Raw genomic sequence first — 18,364 nt, 5'->3', positions numbered from 1 at the left:
CTGCGGAGGTTCAAACCCATGCTCACCCAGCTCTCTTTTTCCAACAAAATCATACTGGTCGCCTCGGCGGTACTGGTGATAGCTTTTGGCTCATTCGCTACCTATAACCGCTTTCAGGCCGAGCAACAGATGTTGGCGCAACTGGAGCAGGGGCTGGAAGAGATTTCCCACGCCACCGCCGACAACATTGCCAACTGGTTGAACAACAAGCTGCTCATAACCCAGGCCATGGCAACAGCGGCCAGCCGGGGAGCCTCGGATCAGCGGGTGGCAGAACTTTCCCTGCAGGCAAAAAACGCCGGCGACTTGGTAGCGGCCTATATCGGCTTTGATGACGGTCGTTTTATCCAGGACGATCCCGACGTTAATCTCCCCGACGGCTTTGATCCACGAAAGCGGCCGTGGTACCAGTTGGCGAAAAAAACCCAGAGCGGAGCCTTCACTGAACCCTACCGGGACGCCACTTCCGGCGATCTGCTGATTTCGGTGGTGGCTCCGGTAACGGGAGGTGACCGGGGCGTCGCTGGTGGCGATATCGGGCTGCAATCCATCGCCGCCATCATTAACGGTATCGACTTTCTGGGACTGGGCTACGCCTATCTGGTCAGTGCCGACGGCAAGATTCTGGCCCACCCGAACAGCCGCTTTAACGACAAGCAGGTCGGTGAACTGCTGGATGGCGAAACCCCGGCGTTAACCAGCGAGCTGCGCCTGGCTAGCAGTGAAGGGAGTCCCCGCCTGATCAAGTTTGCATCCATCGAGGGGATCCCGAATGTGGACTGGCGTATCGGCGTGGTGATCGACAAACAGCTGTCTTATGCGCCAATCAACGCCCAACGCAATGCCTCTATCCTGTTTCTACTCATCGCCACCGCGGCGATCATCCTGCTGCTAAAACTGGTGCTGGGATATATCACCCGTCCGCTGGAACGACTGCGTGACGCGCTACAGGATATCGCCTCCGGCGAAGGTGATCTGACCAAACGGTTGACCGCCGAAACCCGGGATGAGATTGGCGTCACCGCCGAAGCGTTCAACCAGTTCGTGAGCAAGATACAGTCGCTGGTGGCGGACATCGTAACCGCAACCCGCGACCTCAATGCCGTGGCCGAGAGCACCAAGATGCTCTCCAGCCGAACCAGTTCCGCAGTCTCTGGCCAGATTGCCGAAACCGACATGGTGGCCACGGCAGTGCAGGAGATGTCGGGCTCGGCGCAGGAGATCGCCGGCAACGCCCAAAGTGCGGCGGATGCCGCCAATGAAGCCAAAGCAGAGGGATCCAAAGCGCAGACGGTGGTAACCAAAGCCATCAGTTCCATGGACCATCTGGCGCATGAAATCGATAACGCCGCAGGCGTCATCAACTCACTCGAAGGCGAAGTGACCAACATCGTCGCCATTCTTGACGTGATCCGCGGTATTGCCGATCAAACCAATTTGCTCGCCCTCAATGCGGCTATTGAAGCCGCCCGAGCCGGTGAGCAGGGGCGCGGATTCGCCGTTGTAGCCGACGAAGTGCGCAGCCTGGCAAGCAAGACACAGGCCTCGACCCAAGAGATTCAGGAGATGATCAGCAAGTTGCAGGCTGGCTCACACAGTGCCGTAGAGGTAATGGAAAGCAGCAAGAATCTCAGTATTCAGACAGTGGAGCACAGTAACGAAGCAGCCGTATCGCTGGAGCAGATCGCGCAGGCGGTAGCGGTTATCTGCGACATGAACATCCAGATCGCCAGTGCCACCGAAGAGCAAACCGCAGTGACGGCCGACATCAGCCGCTCCATCACCAACATCGCCGACGCCACCCAGCAAACCTCTGCGTCAGCAGAAGAGACCGCGCTCACCGGCGAGCGACTGACGGAGGTATCCAACCACCTCCATGAAATGGCACACCGTTTCCGCATTTGACCCCGCAGCCCCATGCCCCACCGAGCGGGGCACGGGGCTCAATCTTTATAACCAGTGTTTGGTTTTGAAGTACCACAGCATCAAACCGGTGGTGACCACCAGCGCAACGCTGAACAGCCCAAAGGCCCAGGGACTATCCACCCCCGGCATCCCCCCCACATTGATGCCAAACAAACCGGTCAGAAAACCCAGCGGCAGAAAGATCGCCGCCACCAAAGACAGTACGTACATGCGCTGGTTCATCAGGTCGGTGGCCCGGTTGATAGTCTCCTCGTGCAGCACCGCCGCACGTTCGCGCGATTCGTTCAGGTCTTCAATGTAGCGGATCAGGCGCTCGTTGCTCTCCCGCAATCCCATCCGGTGCTCATCGCTCAACAGATCTGAATCCAGTTGCTGCAGCACCTCCATCGCCTCGCGCTGCGGTGACAGGTAACGCTTGAGCCCGATAATCTGCCGTCTTAGCTGCGACAACTGGTCCCGCGCCTGCAGGGTTGTGGTTGCCAGCATCTGTTCTTCAAGGTCGGTGGTCTCCTCTTCAATCATATCGATCACGCCACTCATCCGTGCGATCAGGCGTCGGGTCAGTTGCACCACCACGCCACCGGCGCTTTTCGGCCCCTTGCCTTCCAGCAACGCTGTCGCGATTTCACGAATCGACAGCAGCGGACGCTGGCGGGTACTGATAATCCGCCCCGGCTCAATCCACAGCCGGATCGCCACCATATCCTCCGGGTCCTGCCCCGGATTGAGATTGACGCCCCGCAGGGCCACCAGCAACCCGCCCGGATACTCATGCGCACGCGGGCGTGTATTGCTGTCAAGCAGGGCCTGAGCAACATGGGTTCCAACCCCCGCGTGGTTGGCAATCCACTCGGCAGCCCCCGATACCGTATAGTCCAGATGAATCCACACTACTCCGTTGGCGGAATCGGCGGCCATCGCCTGGTCCCAGCTCAATTCAGACGCGCCACCCTGGCCATCCAACTGCAACGCATGTATCAATCCGTTCATGTTCTCCCCACCCCAAGCAGCGCTTAGTGGCTGAATCTGTTTAGCTCGACTATAGGCCGCCGCCATCGACCTGTCCCGCCAGGGCGTGAATTATTTTCAGCGCCAAAGCGCTTACTTTTTAACCAACACAGCCGATAACTTAACCGCGAAGAGGTAGCGGTTATGAAGATCACCCAATCAGACGTCACCCTGGCGGCAGAACATCAGCACCAGTACACGCGCACAGAGTCCGAGCGGCTGGACCTGGTCAGGGCGTCCGCCGATGGTGGCCAACAGCGACTAAGCATCGAGCAACACAGCGGTGTCAGCCTGTCGAGTCAGGCGCTTGCGTTGTCACGTCAGGTGCAACAGCAGGACCCCGCTCTCAACCAGCGCTTTGACAACCCGGCCCGCGGCGGCCTGCCGCCGGGTCTGGCCAAAAAGATCGAGCCACCGGTCGACGCAGGCAATCCGCTGGCGCAATTTTCCGCCGACAGCAAAACCTTGTTGATCAAATCGATCGTCGAGCAGTTTCTCGGGCGCCGTATGGAGCTTATCGACGCGCGCTCAATGGAGGCCTCGGCGAGCGCACCCGACGTCGCGGTCGAACAGCCGGCTACGAGTCCGTCAGCTGCGCAGGGAGAGGCGTTCGGAATGCGATACGAACGGGTTGAACGCGTCCAGGAATCAGAATCGTTGGCGGTACAGGCCGGCGTACAGGTAACCACCGAAGACGGTCGTACCATTAACCTCAACCTCAATCTGAGCATGTCGCGCCAGTTTGCCAGCGAAAGTCGCGTACTGATCGAAGCCGGAGCCAAGCTGAAGGACCCACTGGTGGTCAATCTGGGCGGCGGCGGAACACGACTCAGTGATGAGCGCATCGATTTTGATCTCGATGCCGATGGCAAGCAGGACAGTATCGCCTTTGTGGCACCTGACAGCGCCTTGCTGGCGCTGGACCGCAATGGCGACGGGGTCATTAACGACGGCAGCGAGTTGTTTGGTGCCCTGAGTGGTAACGGATTCGCCGATCTGGCGACTTATGATGATGACGGCAATGGCTTTATCGATGAGGGCGACGCGGTGTTCAGCGACCTGCGTCTGTGGCTGCGCAGCGATGGCGAAAACCGTCTGCTGGCCCTCGCCGACCAGGGCATCGGCGCGCTCTATCTGGGCTACACCGACAGTCCCTTCTCCCTCACCGATGAGCAGAATCAGCTGGAGGGCGTCATCCGTAGCACCGGGGTATACCTGAATGAAGATGGCAGCGGCGGCACCCTGCAGCAGATCGATCTGGTGACCTGATCCGCCGTCGCCCTATTTGCTCCGCACCACGCCGGTGAGTTGCAGCAGCAACAACTCGCGAAAGAACTGCTGCTGCGACGGGATCGGCGCGCAGTCGTAAAAGCCGTCAATCGCCAGCGACGCAATACCATGCACCTTGGCCCAACAGCTGTTAGCAATCAGGAACGGATCGGTATCGACAAATTCATCGCTGGCGATTCCCCGTTCCGCCAGCGCGACCACCACTTGCAACGCGGCAAAGCCGCTCTCCTGTAGCTCCGGGTAGGCCTGGCGCTCATGAATCACCGGCCCGAAAATCAGCTTGTAACGTTCCGGCCGTCGCAGGGCAAACTCGATATAAGCCAGCCCTACCGCGATCAACCCCTCCGCCGCGCTTTGGGTCGGATCCACCGCCGCCGCGGTTTCCTCGCGCAACTGCTGATATCCCTCCACCGCCAACGCCACCAGCAACCGATTCTTGTCCTCAAAGTGGCGGTAAGGCGCCGTGGCGGAAACGCCAGCCGCGCGAGCCACCGCTCGCAGGCTGAGCTTATCAACCCCCTGCTCACGAATCTGTTGCGCGGCTGCCTGCAGCAGCGCGTTACGCAGGTCGCCGTGGTGGTAACTGTTCTTGTCGTCGCTCATGGGGTGATTTTCACACAACTTGGTCAAGCCTCCTAGCAAGGCTGAAACATATGTTGACAATGCTAACATGGAAGCCTAGCATGTTTACAGTGCAAACATAGGAGCACCCCATGACCCGCATCCTGTCAGGCATCGGCTTACTGCTATCAACCATGCAGGCCTTCGCCGCCGGGCCCACCCCGGTAGAGGTCACCGAGATCCGCTATGAGGCCCTTTCCAAAGAGGTACGCAGCAGTGGTCGTGTCGAGCCGGTGGCGGAGCTGCCGCTGGCATTCAACTCCGCCGGACTGATCGACCGGGTGGCGGTTGAGGCTGGAGAGGTAGTTGCCAAGGGGCAACTGATCGCGCGTCTCGATCTGGAACGGCTGGACGCCATGCTCGCCCGCGCCCGAACTCTGGAAGCCGACGCGCGTCGTCAGGTGCAGCGAATACAGCAACTGCGTCACAAGCAACTGGCCTCCGACGAACAACTGCAACTGGCACAGACAGCGTTCGACGTCGCTCGCGCGGACCTGCGGGTGGCAAGTTTCAATCGCCGGCACGCGGAGCTGAGGGCGCCGGCCAACGGTCGCATACTGGAGCGGCTGGCTGAGGCGCAACAAGTGGTACCCGCCGGGCAGCCGGTGGTGCGCTTCGCCGATGCGAACCAGGGTTGGGTCGTCAAGCTGCGGGTGGCCGATGTTGACGTGGTTCGTCTCAGTGTTGGCGACCCGGCCACGATTCGTATGGACGCTTACCCCGACCAGCTGTTCGACGGGCGGGTGCGCACCATCGCAGGAAAAGCGGATCCAGCCTCTCTCACCTTCGAAGTCGAGGTTGAGCTGGTGCAACCGCCCCGGCTCCACAGCGGCCTGATCGCCCACGCCACGTTGCGCCCCCGCGCCACCACTCGGCTGGCGCAACTGCCGCTGACTGCTCTGGTACGCGCCCGCGGCCAGGACGCCGAAATTTTTCTGTTGGACCAGCATGACCGCGCCCGCAAGGCTGATGTGCGGATCGCCTGGATTGCCGGTAACGACGTCTTGATCTATCCGGGTCCTGAAGCCAGCAGTCGCGTGGTGACACGCGGTGGCTCACTGCTGTTCCAGGGCGCCGAGGTGCGCACCCTGCCCTGACACGCCAATCCTCGGAGACTGTCATGCGACTACCCGGCTACGCCCTTCGCCACCACCACCTGACCCTGCTGCTCAGCTTGATTCTGGTATTGCTGGGACTGGTCGCGTTTCTGACCATGCCGCGGTCGGAAGACCCGATGTTCGACTTTCCCAACGTCATGGTCACGCTGGTCAGCCCCGGCACCAATCCGGCCGACCTGGAAGACCTGGTAGTTGACCCGATCGAAGCAGAGCTCAACGAACTCGACGATCTCAAGACCATCAAGACCGACATTGAAGACGGCATGATGCTGATGGAGGTCGAGTTTCTCTACGGCAGCGACCCTGACGACAAGGAGGACGACGTCGCCAGTGCCATCAATCGCATTCGTGACCGCTTGCCCGCCAACATCAGCAAGCTTGAAGTGCGTAACGTCTCCCCCAGTGATGTCGGCATCCTGCAGCTGGCACTCAGCCACCGTTACGGCGACTATCGCCAGCTGCGCCCGGTGGCCGAACAACTGGAACAACGGCTGGAGAGGGTGGCCGGCGTCAAACGCGTCGACCTGGAAGCGATGCCCGAGCTGGAGGTTCAGATCACCCTTGATCCGGCCAAGCTGTTTGCGCTGGAGCTGGAGTTGGACGAGGTGCTGTCGGTGATCCAAAGCGCCGGGCATAATATTCCCGGTGGCCACACCACCGTGGGCGACCAGCGCCTTACGGTGCGGACCAGCGGCGACTTCGCCAATCTCAGCCAGATCGAAGACAGCGTCATCGGCACACGCAACGGCCACCCGCTGTTCCTGCGCGACTTGGCCACCGTTACCTACGGCGAGGGTCTGCCCGGTTATCGCGCCCGCTTCGCTGGTCAGGACGCCGTCTTTCTCAACGTGATCCAACGCGCCGGCAGCAACATTTTCGAGCTCACCGACGCCATCGACCGGGTGCTGGCCGATTATCGCCTGCCGCCGGAAATCACCCTTCACCGGATCACGGAACAGCGCGACAGCGTGGCCGAACGGGTCAACGGTTTCTTCACCAACCTGCTGCAGGGTCTGCTACTGGTGGCACTCACCTCGCTGCTGGTGCTGGGGCGACGCCCCAGCGTGGTGGTGATCGCGGCCATCCCGGTATCGATCTTCATCGCCATCGGCTGGCTTGACCTCAGCGGTTTCGGGCTGCAGCAGATGTCCATCGTCGGCCTGGTGATCGCGCTGGGATTGCTGGTAGATAACGCTATTGTGGTGACAGAAAACATCCTCCGGCTGCGCAACGGCGGCCTCGATGCCGAACAAGCAGCGCGGCGCGGCAGCCGCCAGGTCGCCACCGCCATCGTCAGTGGCACCCTGACCACGGTGCTGGCGTTCATCCCGATGCTGATGATGCAGAACGGCTCCGGCACCTTTATCCGTTCAATGCCGGTATCGGTGATCCTCACCCTGCTGGCTTCGTTATTGGTGGCGCTGACCCTGACCCCGCTGATGGCCCGCCGAATGGCCCGCCGATCTCATTCGCCAACCGCTATCCAGCGTGGTTTGAACCACTTTGCTGACGGTCCCTACCTGCGCAGCTTGGGTTGGAGTCTACGCCACCCCTGGCTGGTGATCGTTGCCGCACTGCTGTTGTTCGTCGCTGCCGTGTCGCTGTTTCCCAAGATCGGGGTCAGCCTGTTTCCCAAGGCGGAAAAGCCGATGCTGCTGGTCAATCTTGAGCTCGCCGACGGCGCCAGCTTCTACCGTACGCAGAAGATCGCCGATGAGGTGGCAGCCGAACTACAACAGCAACCGCTGGTGAGCCACGTGGCGGTGAACGTTGGCCGTGGCAATCCGCGCATCTACTACAACGTCCGCCCCGGCAGACAGAAGGCCAATTTTGCCCAGCTGTTCGTCACCCTCACCGACGCTGATCTGGCACGAGTAGAGCCGCTGGTAGAGCAGCTGCGCGAACAGCTCAACCACTACCCCGGCGTCGAGATCCGCATCAAGGAACTGCAACAGGGGCCACCGACAGAGGCCCCGATCTCGGTGCGTCTACTGGGCGAGAACTGGGAAACCCTGCGCGCGGCGTCGCTGCAGGTAGAGCGTCTGGTGGCCGAGACGACGGGCACGGTCAACATCAACAATCCGATCGGCAAGGACCAGATCGACCTGCGGGTGGCTATCAACCGCGACAAGGCAGCGCTACTGGGCATCCCCCTGGACAAGATCGATCGCAACGCAAGGGCTGTCCTGGTGGGATTGCCGCTGGGCCGCTATCGCGACGCCCAGGGAGATGACTACGCCATCACCCTGCGGTCGGCCTATGGTCAACAGCCAACCCTGGAGCATCTGCAAAGCCTGAAGCTGAAAAGTGCCGCCGGCGCCATGGTTCCCTTCAATCAGATCGCGCAGGTCACTCTGGAAAGCAACCTGCCCCGGCTGCAGCACCACAACATGGAACGGATGGCGCGGGTAACCGCCGACGTTCGCTCCGGCTTCAACACCGAACAACTGACCAACCGAATCGCTACCCAACTGGCCGAGATGCCGCTCCCGGCCGGGGTTCGCTTTGCCTTAGGCGGTGAGCAGGAAAGTCGCAAAGAGTCGTTCGGCGGCATGGCCCAGTCGCTGATCGTGGCGCTGCTGGGCATCTTTACGGTGCTGGTGGTGCAGTTCCGCTCTTTCCGCCAGCCACTGATCGTGCTGATGAGCATCCCCTTCGCCGCCACCGGCGCGTTCTTCGGCCTCTACCTCAGCGGCTACACCTTTTCGTTCACCGCCTTTATCGGCCTCACCTCGCTGGTGGGGATCGTGGTCAACAATGCCATCATCCTGGTCGACAGCGCCAACCACCAGCGATTTGGCGGTGCCAGCCTGGACACAGCTATCCGCACCAGCGCGACGGCGCGAATGACACCGATTCTGCTCACCAGCGTCACCACCATGGCCGGGCTGCTGCCCCTGACCCTGAGCGGTTCGACCCTGTGGACACCGATGGGGATCGTGATCATCGCCGGCTTGTTACTGTCGACTCTGGTGAGCCTGTTCTTGATTCCGGTGTTGTACCGGTTGCTTACACCTGCAACCAGCCGCGACGATGCCGACCAGTCACTCGAACCGAGCGGGGCTGAACAGCCGGAACTGTGTTGTGGGTCTAGCGCTGGCGCTAGCAGGCTGTCGGGCTTGACCGATCGTAGCGAGGGAAAGAGCGTTCTGAGGCAGTTTTTGGACTCTTCTGAGGCGAATAGTGGTTCTATTTAACGAAGAAGAGAACAAAAAATGGCCAGAATCGGCTTTCCCGCAGTAGATCAGTGTTAAGTCCGACAGGCTGCTAGGAGCTGATCCAGCCGCGCACCCACTCCACTGGGTCAGGCACATCGATAAAGCCGCTGTCGCGCCACATCCGTCCGCCGCTGCTGCGAGCCAGCGCCGAGGCCGCCATCATCGCCGAGGCGACCCGCTCTTTGGGGCTGCCCACCGGCACCGACAGCCGTACACAGACGGTTTCCGGCTCAAACAACTGACGTAAATCGGCGGGGAACAGGGTTTCATCCAGCGGCTGCACCTCATACTCAAAGCCGATCTCGCTCTCCTCGACCCGACAGGGCACGTAGCCCTCGTGCCGGGCAACGTCGAACTCCGCATCAAGCTGCTGGGGAAAGCCGGCTTCATCAATGCAGCGCTGCCAGTCATTGCGGGCGGGTACGCGGTCCGGACGTGTAAAGACACAGATATCGATCGACATAATTCGCTCCTTACTTAAACTCTGCCCCAGCATGCACCGCAGTGTGCAACGCAGGAGCTCTCGGTTCGTTATGTCACAGGTTTCTTACACCCGTATGAATTGGGTAACGCGCATCGTGATACCAACAGCCGTCGCCGGCGGTTATTCCGGCAGCGGGATATACTCCTGCTCATCCCCCACCACTGCGGCAAAGCGGCCCTCTTGCCAGTCGGCCTTGGCCGCTTCAATTCGCTCGGCCCGGCTGGAGACAAAATTCCAGAACATCTGCCGTGGTGGCAGCTGGTCCCCGCCGATCAACACCACCCGGCTATCTGCTTCTGCTTGTAACCGGACCTCCGCACCGACGGCCAGCACCGCCATGTCGTGGCGATCGATCCGTTGGCCATCCACCCTCACCGAACCGCTGACCAGATACAACGCCCGCGCTTCGGCCGGGGGCAGCTGCAGCCCCTGCCCCGCGGTAAGGCGCGCTTCCAGATACAGGGTGTCGGCAAAGGTGCGCACCGGCGAGGTCACCCCGTACGCACTCCCCATCATCACCCGCACCGGCACCCCGCCCTGATCCAGCACCGGGATATCCGCTTTGGGGTAATGGTGAAACGCGGGCTCGCACTCTTCGTCCGCTTCCGGCAGTGCGAGCCAGAGCTGCAGCGCGTGCAGGCGATGACGGTGGTTACGGACGCTAATCGATTCGCGCTCCGAATGGGTAATTCCGCGCCCCGCTACCATCAGGTTGATATCACCAGGTCGAATCGCCACCTCAGAGCCGAGGCTGTCACGATGCAGAATTTCACCCTCAAACAGATAAGTCACCGTGGCCAGATTGATATGCGGATGGGGACGTACATCGATGCCGCTGCCAGCCTTGAACTCGACCGGCCCCAGATGATCAAAAAACACCCAGGGACCCACCATCCGTTGCTGCTGGGTCGGTAACACCCGCCGTACCGAGAAGCCATCCAGATCCTTGGTCCGTGGTTTGATGATGCGTTCGACGGCGGCGCAGGGTTGCTCGGTACAGCAATCGGGGGTGGAATCCTCAATCAAATTACTCATGGCCGGCCTCCTCGGCAACGACGCCTCGCAACAGATGCAACGACAACGGCGACCTAATCGGTGTTCTGCGCCTGCTGCGTCAACAGCGAGATCAGCTCTTCAAAGCTGTCCCGGTTACGCTGATCGATAGCGCTCAGACGCTGGTGAGCCTCCAGCACCAGCGCCAGGGTGGACGCTTCGTCAGCTTCAACGGGGAGCAGTTCGGTCAGACGGCCGGCGCTGTAGTCGGCCGAATCCAGCAGGGTGAACAGTTGATCAAAACAGATACAGCGTAGCAGTTCGATCAGACTTGGGTCGGGCACCACGATCACCGGCGCCGGCTGGCCCTGTTCGCGGGCATGGCGGGCGATGCGCGCCAACACACCCAGATTGGTACTGTCGATCGCCGTGGTAGGCGTCATATCGATCAGAATCTGCCCGGTATCAGGGTCGGCCAGCACCTGATCGAGCCACTGGTTGAGGGCATGACTGATCGTAAAGCGGATATCCCCCACCAAACGCACCACATGCACGCCATCGCGCTCGGCCACCTCGATTCTTCCATCGCTCATGTCGGACTCCTGGTCGCCGTGGGGCCACCCTCGTTGCGAATCAGCAGCAGGGTCACGTCATCCGGGTAACGCTCGCCGGGTTCGATCTCCAGCTGCTGCAGTACCTGTTCCACGCTTTGCGGTGCCGACGCCGCCACCGCCAGCAACCGCTGTCGTTTGGCAGACAGGGTCGCCTCCGGCAGCAGTTCCAGCACGCCATCAGAGCAGAGCAGCAACGAACCGCGATTAAAGCAGAGCGACACCGGCTCGTAACTGACCTCATCCATCAACCCCACCGGCAGATTGCTTCCCGCCAGAAACGCCGCGTCTCCCTCGACATCAGCGAACACCGGTTCCGGCAACTGGCCACCGTTGCAGCCGCGCAACTCGCCGCTGTCACCATCGATAACGCCGTAAAAAATGGTGAGGTACTTATCCAGACCCTGTTGACGCAGATAGTGATTAAGAGAACCCAACACCCGAGTTGGTTCCAACAGGGTGTCATCGCGCTCCAGCCGATAGGCGTCTCGCAGGCGGTGAAGATAACTGTGCAGTAACACGGTGACCAGCGCCGAGGACACGCCGTGGCCGGAAACGTCAGCCAGATAGAAGCCGCAGTAACGCGGATCAATTACGAAATAATCAACAAAATCTCCGCTCAAATGCAGTGACGGCAGCAGGCAGCGTTCAAAACTGTATGCGCCCAGTTGGCTGCGGGGCGCAGGCATCAGCTGTTGCTGCATCTGCCGACCAGCGTCAGCATCCAGTTCCAGCTGCTGCAGGTAGTCGCTCAGTTCAGCATTAGCCTGCTCCAGCTGCGCCTGGTAACGCCGATTCTGGCGCCGCAGGCCGGCTTTCTCCAGCGCGGCGGTGATGGCATGTTCCAGCACTGCCATATCAACAATCGGCTTAGCGACGAAATCCCACGCCCCACGGCGCAACGCCTCCACTGCATCACTCAGCACGCCGGTGCCCGACACCACGATCACCGGCAGGTCGGGAAAGCGCTGCTGTAACGCAGAGACCACCGCCTGACCATTAAGGCCCGGCATCCACAGATCGGTCAGCACCAGATCAGGGGGCGATACGGCCACCGCCGCTAGTGCGGTATCGCCATCGTCATACTCGGCGACCCGGAAACCGCAGTCTTCCAGGTAGCTGACCAGATTAAAGCGAACCGCGGCTTCATCCTCAATCACCATGATGCGCGCACCGCTGCAGTGCTCAGTCATGGAGCAACCTTTTAATGGCGTCAACCAGCAGCCCCATATCCAGCAGCGGTTTACTGAAGACATCCCGCTCACTGATACCGAGCCGCTGCAGGGAATCTGGCGGGCTGTAGGCTGCGGACCCGGTATGGATCAGAAATCGTAGCGAGGGATCCAGTTGATGCAGACGCAGCGCCAATTGATTACCGTCGATATCGGGCAAGCGCATGTCCAAAATGCACAGCTGTAAGCCGTTGTTCTGCTCCGCCAGCGCTAAAGCCTCGGCACCACTGGCGGCAATCTGCACGCCGATGCCTTCGTCCTCCAAAAAGCTGCTGAGTCCGGCGCAGAGGGCCGGCTCATCATCGATGATCAGCACCCGAGGGCTCACGAAGATGCCTCCTGGGAGCTACTGGTATGGGGCGCGCGCGGCAGCCGCATCACAAAGCAGCTGCCGCGACCCGGTGCGCTCTCCACCCGCAGCGAACCGCGATGCTGTTCATGAACGATAAAATAGGCGACCGACAGTCCCAGCCCAGTGCCCTCGCCCACCGGTTTGGTGGTGAAAAAGGGTTCAAAAATCCGCTTGCGGGTCTCTCCATCCATGCCAGGGCCATTGTCAGCCAGTTCCACCCGGATATAGGGGCCATCGTCGGACAGCCGGATCGTCAGCTGCGGCGTGCGCTGCTGCTCGCCGCGGCTCATCGCCTGCGCTGCGTTGCGAATCAGATTGAGTAGCACCTGTTCAATGGCAGTGCGGTCACACCAGATCTCGTCGTCACTCAGCGCCACCTCTCGCAGAACCCGGATTTTACGGAAGTCATAGTTGCGTTTGAGGTCGTAGTCGTGGCTGGCCAGGCGCAGGGTGGTTTCCACCAACCCCACCAGACTGGTAGGTTCGAACGAAGAAGCGCTGCGGCGGCTGTAGGTGAGCATGTCGGCGATGATCTGCGACGCCCGAGCCACCCCCTCGCTGATACCGTCGATAAAGCGATGAATACCGCGTTGCTCCATGTAGCGTTCAACCAGAGCCAGGTCGAGCCCCAGCTCATCGGCCAACTGGCGGTTCTGCGGTAACTCGGCCGACAAACGCCGGGTCAGGTTCTGGCAGCCCTGAGCAATAATACCGAGCGGGTTGTTGATCTCATGGGCCATACCCGCCGCCAGCCCACCTACGGACATCATCTTTTCGGTCTGGATCATCATCTCTTCAATCCGCACCCGCTCGGTGATGTCGTCAATACGGATCACCGCACCGGCGCTCGCCCCTTGAGCCAGCGGATACACCATCACATCCACGTAGCCTACTTCGCCATCACGCGGTACCGAAATCCGCTGGCTGACCAGGGTTCGCTGCTCCAGAATGGCGGTCTCGATACGAGACAGCTGGTTGGTCAGGTGGGGATAGCACTGGTCGATACGCTGCCCCACCTCTAGCGGTTGCGCCAGGCGAGGCTCGGCTGCTGCCAGTTGATTCCAGTGGGTGATATGTCCTTCAGCGTCGACGCCGATGATGATGGAGGGCATGGAATCGATAATGTTTTGCAGCAGCTCTCCAGTGACCGCCAGCTGCTGCCGAGCAGCATGCAGGGCACTGAGGTCGTGCGCAATGCCCACGAAACCATGAAAACCGTCGATCTTGATCTCCCCCACTGAGAGGTACATGGGGAACAGAGACCCGTCTTTTCGCTGACCCTTGACCTCGCGGCCGATGCCGATCACCTTGGCCGTGGCACTTTCAAGATAGTTACGCAGATACTGGTCGTGGTCGCGCTGGTATTCCGGAGCGGCCAGATATTTGACGTTGCGGCCGATGACATCGTCGGCGTTATAGCCAAATAGTTTCTCGGCCGCGGGATTGAACATCTCGATCATGCCGCGGGTATCGATGCCGATAATGCCGTCGGCAGCGCTACCAACAATGGCTTTGACGCGCGGATCGTCGTTCCAGAAACGAACACGTGCTGCGGGGCTGGAGAAATCCTTCAAGCTGGACCTACCTCCTATAACGGCAAAGCCGCTCGCTGCGGCAGTGAAACCATTAAAATACAAATCCGAGTGTTTGACTAGGTTATTTTAACCATGGTCAATGATTTGTGCGAGAAGACCGCCAGGAACAGGCAAATAAATGATTTACTATCAGCCAGATAAGCGGATAAAAAATGATGTGCACCGCATCATGAGAGAGCGGACAAAACCGCCCCGGAAACCTGATGTGACGTGATGCGAACGAGCCCGCACGACGGCAGGCTCAGTAACGTTGCCAGATCTCTGCCAGCGGCTTGCGCGCTGAGGGCTGTTCCCGCTGGCGCAGATTGTCGGGCAGCTGGCCGCGATCGGCCGGGTAGCCGATCACAAAGCCAATCAGCACCCGCTGCTGCTCGCCATCGAGGCCAAAGTAACGATCGGCGGCAGCATGATCGATACCGGCCATGGCGTGGGTATAAAGCCCCTCCATGCGCGCCTGCAGACTCATTGCCATCCACGCCGCGCCGCAATCCAGCTCTGCGCTGGCGTTGGCTTTGCCGTTATGGCGAAAGCGGGTAAGTACACTGAGAAAGCCAATCACCCCGGCATGCTGCGCCCAGCCACGATTGCCCTCCTGCAACAGCTCCACAAACTGATCAAAGGTTGCATCCGTGGCGGTATGAAAACGCCAGGGCTGTTCATTGAAGCAGGAGGGAGACCAGCGCGCCGCGTCCATCACCCGCTGCAGGGTGTCCGGATCGATCGGCGTAGAGTCAAACGCGCGCGGTGACCAGCGCTCCACAAACAACGGGCTGACCCCGGCAAAAGGATCGCGATAATCGTAAGGATTGGGCAAGGTCACGGGCAGTCCCTCAAGTAGTCAGACGAGCGCTGCCGTTTGCAGCGAGCACCCGGCAACCTGTTCCAGCATAGGCAACCACGCCGCTGCCAGCCAATCAGGCCAGCGCGACCAGGGTATAGCGAACCGGCTTGCCCGCGATCTCCAGCTGAATCTCGTCGTCCAGCTCCCGCCCTTTCAGCGCCCGCCCCAGGGGGGCAGCGAGCGTTACCACCGCCACCATACCGGCCGGACTCTCCAGCCGCGCGCCGCCACCGTGTTCGGCCAGCAGGATGCGGCGGGTGTTCCCCTGCTCATCTTCCAGCGTCACCAGCGCGCCCAACGCCACCCTGTCACCATCGCCGAATGCCGGCGGCGTCCACTGGGCCACCGCGGCCACCGCCTCGTGCAGCTGCGCCACCCGTACCGACAGGCCGTGAGCCAGATAGGCTGCTTCCAGACCACGGGTGTCGTACTTGTTCTCTGCCTTGCTTTCGCTATGGGTAGCGGATTGGTGGGCCTGATCGCTGGCCTGCAGCAGCGTGGTCAGCTCCGCCTGCAGGTGGCGGCGCAGGCCGTCGATCAAAAAAGGTTTATCCATGAGGTAACCGCCGGTTTGAAAGCGGCAGGCTAATTCAAACAGCCGCCGGCTGACAAGCGATCAAGGGCGCAATTATGCCGCCGCACATGCCTTATCGGGCCTGATGTGGTAGAACAACGCATCACTCACAAGGAAGCCGTTATGAACCTCGTTAAAACCACCCTCGCCACTTTGGCCATTAGCTCTCTCAGCACCCTTGCCCTGGCCGCCGAATCGGTCACCGTGGCCGAACTGCACGCCAAACGCACCGAACTGGCGGGCCAGCAGATCAGCGTTACCGGCAAGGTGATCAAAGTGAACAACGGCGTGATGCGCCGCAACTTTGTTCACGTGCAGGACGACAGCGCCAACGCCACCTACGACCGGGTGATCTTTACCTCCCAGGACAGTACCGAGGTAGGCGACACCGTGACCGCCACCGGCACCGTCAAGCTGGATACCGATTTCGGCATGGGCTACTTCTACCCCACCTTGGTGGAGCAGGCGAGCGTCAAGCCCGCACAGTAATCCCTACTGACACAGGCCCGCCAACGAGCCACATCGTGTTTCGCCCTCAACGTCCGCCCGCCGAGGTTTGGTAATGCTCAGCCGCACCCTCCATCGCTACCGGCAGCAGTCGCGCCAGATCGGCCCCGGCATCGCCGCCTGTCTGGTGGTGGCGATGGCAGCACGGTTCCTGTCGGAGCACTACGGCGGTCCGGTGATGCTGTTTGCGCTGCTGATCGGCATGGCGCTGCACTTCCTCTATCTGGAAAGCCGCTGCCATGAGGGGATCGAGTACAGCGGCCGCGCCATACTCCGGTTTGGCGTGGCCCTGCTCGGCGCGCGGCTGACGCTGGAGCAGATCCAGGCGTTCGGCCCCACCCCGGTGTTGATTGTGGTCAGCGGCGTGGCCGCCACCCTGCTGTTCGGCTGGCTGGTAAGCCGCTGGTTCGGCCAGAGCCGTGGGTTCGGCATTCTCACCGGCGGTGCGGTGGCGATCTGCGGTGCCTCGGCGGCGCTGGCGATCAGCGCGGTACTGAAAAAGGGCAAGGTCAGCGACCGCGACACCATCTTTACTGTGGTGAGCGTCACCGCCCTCAGCACTCTCGCCATGATTGTCTACCCAATCCTGGCCAACTGGCTGGCGCTGGACACCCGCGAAACCTCGGTGCTGCTCGGCGGCACCATCCACGATGTGGCCCAGGTGATTGGCGCAGGTTATCTGATCTCCGACGAGGTCGGCGACCTCTCCTCAGTGATCAAACTGCTGCGGGTGGCGATGCTGGTGCCGGTGATGCTCCTGCTGGCGGTTTGGGTTGGCCGCAGCGATGATACCGCCGAGCAAGCCGGCAGCAATATTCCCTGGTTTATCCTCGGCTTTACCGCCATGGTGGCGCTCAACAGCCTCGGCCTGCTTACCCCGGCCCTGCGCGGCCTGCTGATCGAACTCTCCAACTGGTGCCTGGTCACCGCCATCGCCGCGCTGGGGCTGAAAACCCAACTCAAGGAGCTGGCCGCAGTGGGACTGCGCCCGCTGGCATTGATGGTGAGTGAAACGCTGTTTTTGTTTCTGTTTGTGCTGCTGTTGATTAAGTTGTTGTAAAGCTATTGATTGAGGGCTGCTGCTGGGCCCCGGGAGCCACTCACACAGAGCCATCGGCCTGCACACCACTGCTCAGCGGGTTACAAGTTCAGCTTATCTGCACCTATCTTAAAAACAGACCAGTTTGTCAGACACGGCAGCACTCGGCCCGTGATCGAGATGGTATGAAATAATCCAGAGTGCATACGTTTATAAGGGACTTACTGCGATGAAAAATAGAACTATTGGGATCATTCTTAGCGTGATAGGTGTTGCTTTGGCCGTTTGGGGTTATGACGTTTATGACTCTGCAAGCTCTCACGTTACCAGAGCGCTCAGTGGGGATACCCCAATCGAAGCTTGGCTTGGCATGATTGGTGGGGGTATATGCATCGTTTTAGGCATATTAAAGATCAAATGAGCTTTAGGTAAAAATCAGCACAGACCACGTCAGTGCACCGGGCGACGTAACCTCCGGTGCTTTATGCGTTTCATAGGCGATAAGCCTCCCCTCTGAAGGTTCGCGAGCCTGTCGCATAACCGCGTCCGACCAATGCAGTGACAAAGAGATGTCGTTCGCCGGGTTGCTGTCGCTGTACAGCGTTCCGGAATCGGCCCTCTCCTGCCTCACCAAGATCTATTCCAGCCTCCAATAGCGTGCGGTCGCCTCGTTTAAGGTTGATTTCAGCTTCGTCAGCGCAGACTGAGCCTTATCGGGCCTGAATGAGATCAGCCCGAGCCACCTGAAGTTAATGAGGAGAGAGTGCGATGAAACCGATCAACGACACGCCTGTTCAGCTGCGCGACACCGTTATTTCCGTCATTGCCTTGGTCATCACCGCGGCCGGCATGTTCAGCTCTGACATTGGCTGGATGCTGGCAACAACGGTCTGAGACGACCAGCGCGCGGCCAGCGGCCTGCTGCTGTCATCAGGCTGTAGCAATGGAGAAGGAT

18 protein-coding genes are annotated in these 18,364 nt (G+C 60.5%); 8 read left to right on the top strand and 10 right to left on the bottom strand.

Translation table 11 applies throughout. From position 1 onward, the window contains the following. Positions 1-18: 18 nt before the first annotated feature. A complete protein-coding gene (locus JJQ76_RS00755; RefSeq protein WP_210394677.1) occupies positions 19-1,905 on the top strand; it encodes a methyl-accepting chemotaxis protein in 1,887 nt (628 codons plus the stop codon). Positions 1,906-1,950: 45 nt separating this feature from the next. Here the strand turns inward: JJQ76_RS00755 and JJQ76_RS00750 are convergent, their stop codons facing one another. Beyond that, a complete protein-coding gene (locus JJQ76_RS00750) occupies positions 1,951-2,916 on the bottom strand; it encodes a zinc transporter ZntB (RefSeq protein ID WP_210394676.1) in 966 nt (321 codons plus the stop codon). Between the two features lie 162 nt (positions 2,917-3,078). Here JJQ76_RS00750 and JJQ76_RS00745 point away from each other — a divergent pair, with 162 nt between their 5' ends. After that, positions 3,079-4,203 (top strand): hypothetical protein, encoded by a 1,125-nt coding sequence (locus tag JJQ76_RS00745; RefSeq protein ID WP_210394675.1) that lies wholly within the window; start codon positions 3,079-3,081, stop codon positions 4,201-4,203. A 12-nt stretch (positions 4,204-4,215) separates the two neighbouring features. Here the strand turns inward: JJQ76_RS00745 and JJQ76_RS00740 are convergent, their stop codons facing one another. Further along, complete coding sequence (locus tag JJQ76_RS00740) at positions 4,216-4,827, bottom strand: TetR/AcrR family transcriptional regulator (RefSeq protein WP_210394674.1); 612 nt, start codon at positions 4,825-4,827, stop codon at positions 4,216-4,218. A gap of 110 nt (positions 4,828-4,937) precedes the next feature. Here JJQ76_RS00740 and JJQ76_RS00735 point away from each other — a divergent pair, with 110 nt between their 5' ends. Both JJQ76_RS00735 and JJQ76_RS00730 read left to right on the top strand, forming a co-directional pair. Next, a complete protein-coding gene (locus JJQ76_RS00735) occupies positions 4,938-5,942 on the top strand; it encodes an efflux RND transporter periplasmic adaptor subunit (RefSeq protein ID WP_210394673.1) in 1,005 nt (334 codons plus the stop codon). A gap of 23 nt (positions 5,943-5,965) precedes the next feature. Then, positions 5,966-9,160 (top strand): efflux RND transporter permease subunit, encoded by a 3,195-nt coding sequence (locus JJQ76_RS00730; RefSeq protein ID WP_210394672.1) that lies wholly within the window; start codon positions 5,966-5,968, stop codon positions 9,158-9,160. A gap of 70 nt (positions 9,161-9,230) precedes the next feature. Here the strand turns inward: JJQ76_RS00730 and JJQ76_RS00725 are convergent, their stop codons facing one another. From JJQ76_RS00725 to JJQ76_RS00690, 8 genes are all read right to left on the bottom strand, one after another. Next, a complete protein-coding gene (locus tag JJQ76_RS00725; protein ID WP_210394671.1) occupies positions 9,231-9,644 on the bottom strand; it encodes a hypothetical protein in 414 nt (137 codons plus the stop codon). A 141-nt stretch (positions 9,645-9,785) separates the two neighbouring features. Then, the gene (locus JJQ76_RS00720; protein WP_210394670.1) at positions 9,786-10,700 is read right to left on the bottom strand and encodes a pirin family protein; all 915 of its coding nucleotides are present in this window, start codon (positions 10,698-10,700) and stop codon (positions 9,786-9,788) included. A 53-nt stretch (positions 10,701-10,753) separates the two neighbouring features. Continuing rightward, the gene (locus JJQ76_RS00715; RefSeq protein ID WP_210394669.1) at positions 10,754-11,251 is read right to left on the bottom strand and encodes an STAS domain-containing protein; all 498 of its coding nucleotides are present in this window, start codon (positions 11,249-11,251) and stop codon (positions 10,754-10,756) included. Further along, on the bottom strand, positions 11,248-12,462 hold the full coding sequence (locus tag JJQ76_RS00710) for a PP2C family protein-serine/threonine phosphatase (RefSeq protein ID WP_210394668.1): 1,215 nt from the start codon (positions 12,460-12,462) through the stop codon (positions 11,248-11,250). Before JJQ76_RS00710 ends, JJQ76_RS00715 begins: the two co-directional genes overlap by 4 nt. Continuing rightward, entirely contained in the window at positions 12,455-12,829 is a 375-nt protein-coding gene (locus JJQ76_RS00705) for a response regulator (protein WP_210394667.1), read from the bottom strand. Before JJQ76_RS00705 ends, JJQ76_RS00710 begins: the two co-directional genes overlap by 8 nt. Further along, positions 12,826-14,427 carry a PAS domain-containing sensor histidine kinase gene (locus JJQ76_RS00700; protein WP_210394666.1) on the bottom strand — a complete coding sequence of 534 codons (1,602 nt, stop codon included), beginning with the start codon at positions 14,425-14,427 and terminating at the stop codon, positions 12,826-12,828. Before JJQ76_RS00700 ends, JJQ76_RS00705 begins: the two co-directional genes overlap by 4 nt. Positions 14,428-14,689: 262 nt before the next feature. Then, positions 14,690-15,268, bottom strand: a complete 579-nt coding sequence (locus JJQ76_RS00695) for a nitroreductase family protein (RefSeq protein WP_210394665.1) — start codon at positions 15,266-15,268, stop codon at positions 14,690-14,692. Between the two features lie 94 nt (positions 15,269-15,362). Further along, entirely contained in the window at positions 15,363-15,845 is a 483-nt protein-coding gene (locus tag JJQ76_RS00690; protein WP_210394664.1) for a transcription elongation factor GreAB, read from the bottom strand. A 141-nt stretch (positions 15,846-15,986) separates the two neighbouring features. Between JJQ76_RS00690 and JJQ76_RS00685 the strand changes: the two genes are divergently transcribed. From JJQ76_RS00685 to JJQ76_RS18055, 4 genes are all read left to right on the top strand, one after another. Further along, on the top strand, positions 15,987-16,352 hold the full coding sequence (locus JJQ76_RS00685) for a hypothetical protein (protein WP_210394663.1): 366 nt from the start codon (positions 15,987-15,989) through the stop codon (positions 16,350-16,352). A gap of 73 nt (positions 16,353-16,425) precedes the next feature. Further along, entirely contained in the window at positions 16,426-17,430 is a 1,005-nt protein-coding gene (locus JJQ76_RS00680) for a YeiH family protein (protein WP_210394662.1), read from the top strand. Positions 17,431-17,638: 208 nt separating this feature from the next. Next, positions 17,639-17,830: a DUF3185 family protein gene (locus tag JJQ76_RS00675; protein ID WP_210394661.1), complete on the top strand. Its 192-nt coding sequence runs from the start codon at positions 17,639-17,641 to the stop codon at positions 17,828-17,830. A gap of 347 nt (positions 17,831-18,177) precedes the next feature. After that, positions 18,178-18,303, top strand: coding sequence for a hypothetical protein (locus JJQ76_RS18055; protein WP_281411925.1), 126 nt, complete (start codon positions 18,178-18,180; stop codon positions 18,301-18,303). The last annotated feature ends 61 nt before the right edge of the window (positions 18,304-18,364 follow it).

It is taken from the genome of Motiliproteus sediminis (assembly GCF_017912535.1).
Taxonomy (GTDB): domain Bacteria; phylum Pseudomonadota; class Gammaproteobacteria; order Pseudomonadales; family Balneatricaceae; genus Motiliproteus; species Motiliproteus sediminis.
This window is presented reverse-complemented; position numbering and strand designations above follow the sequence as displayed.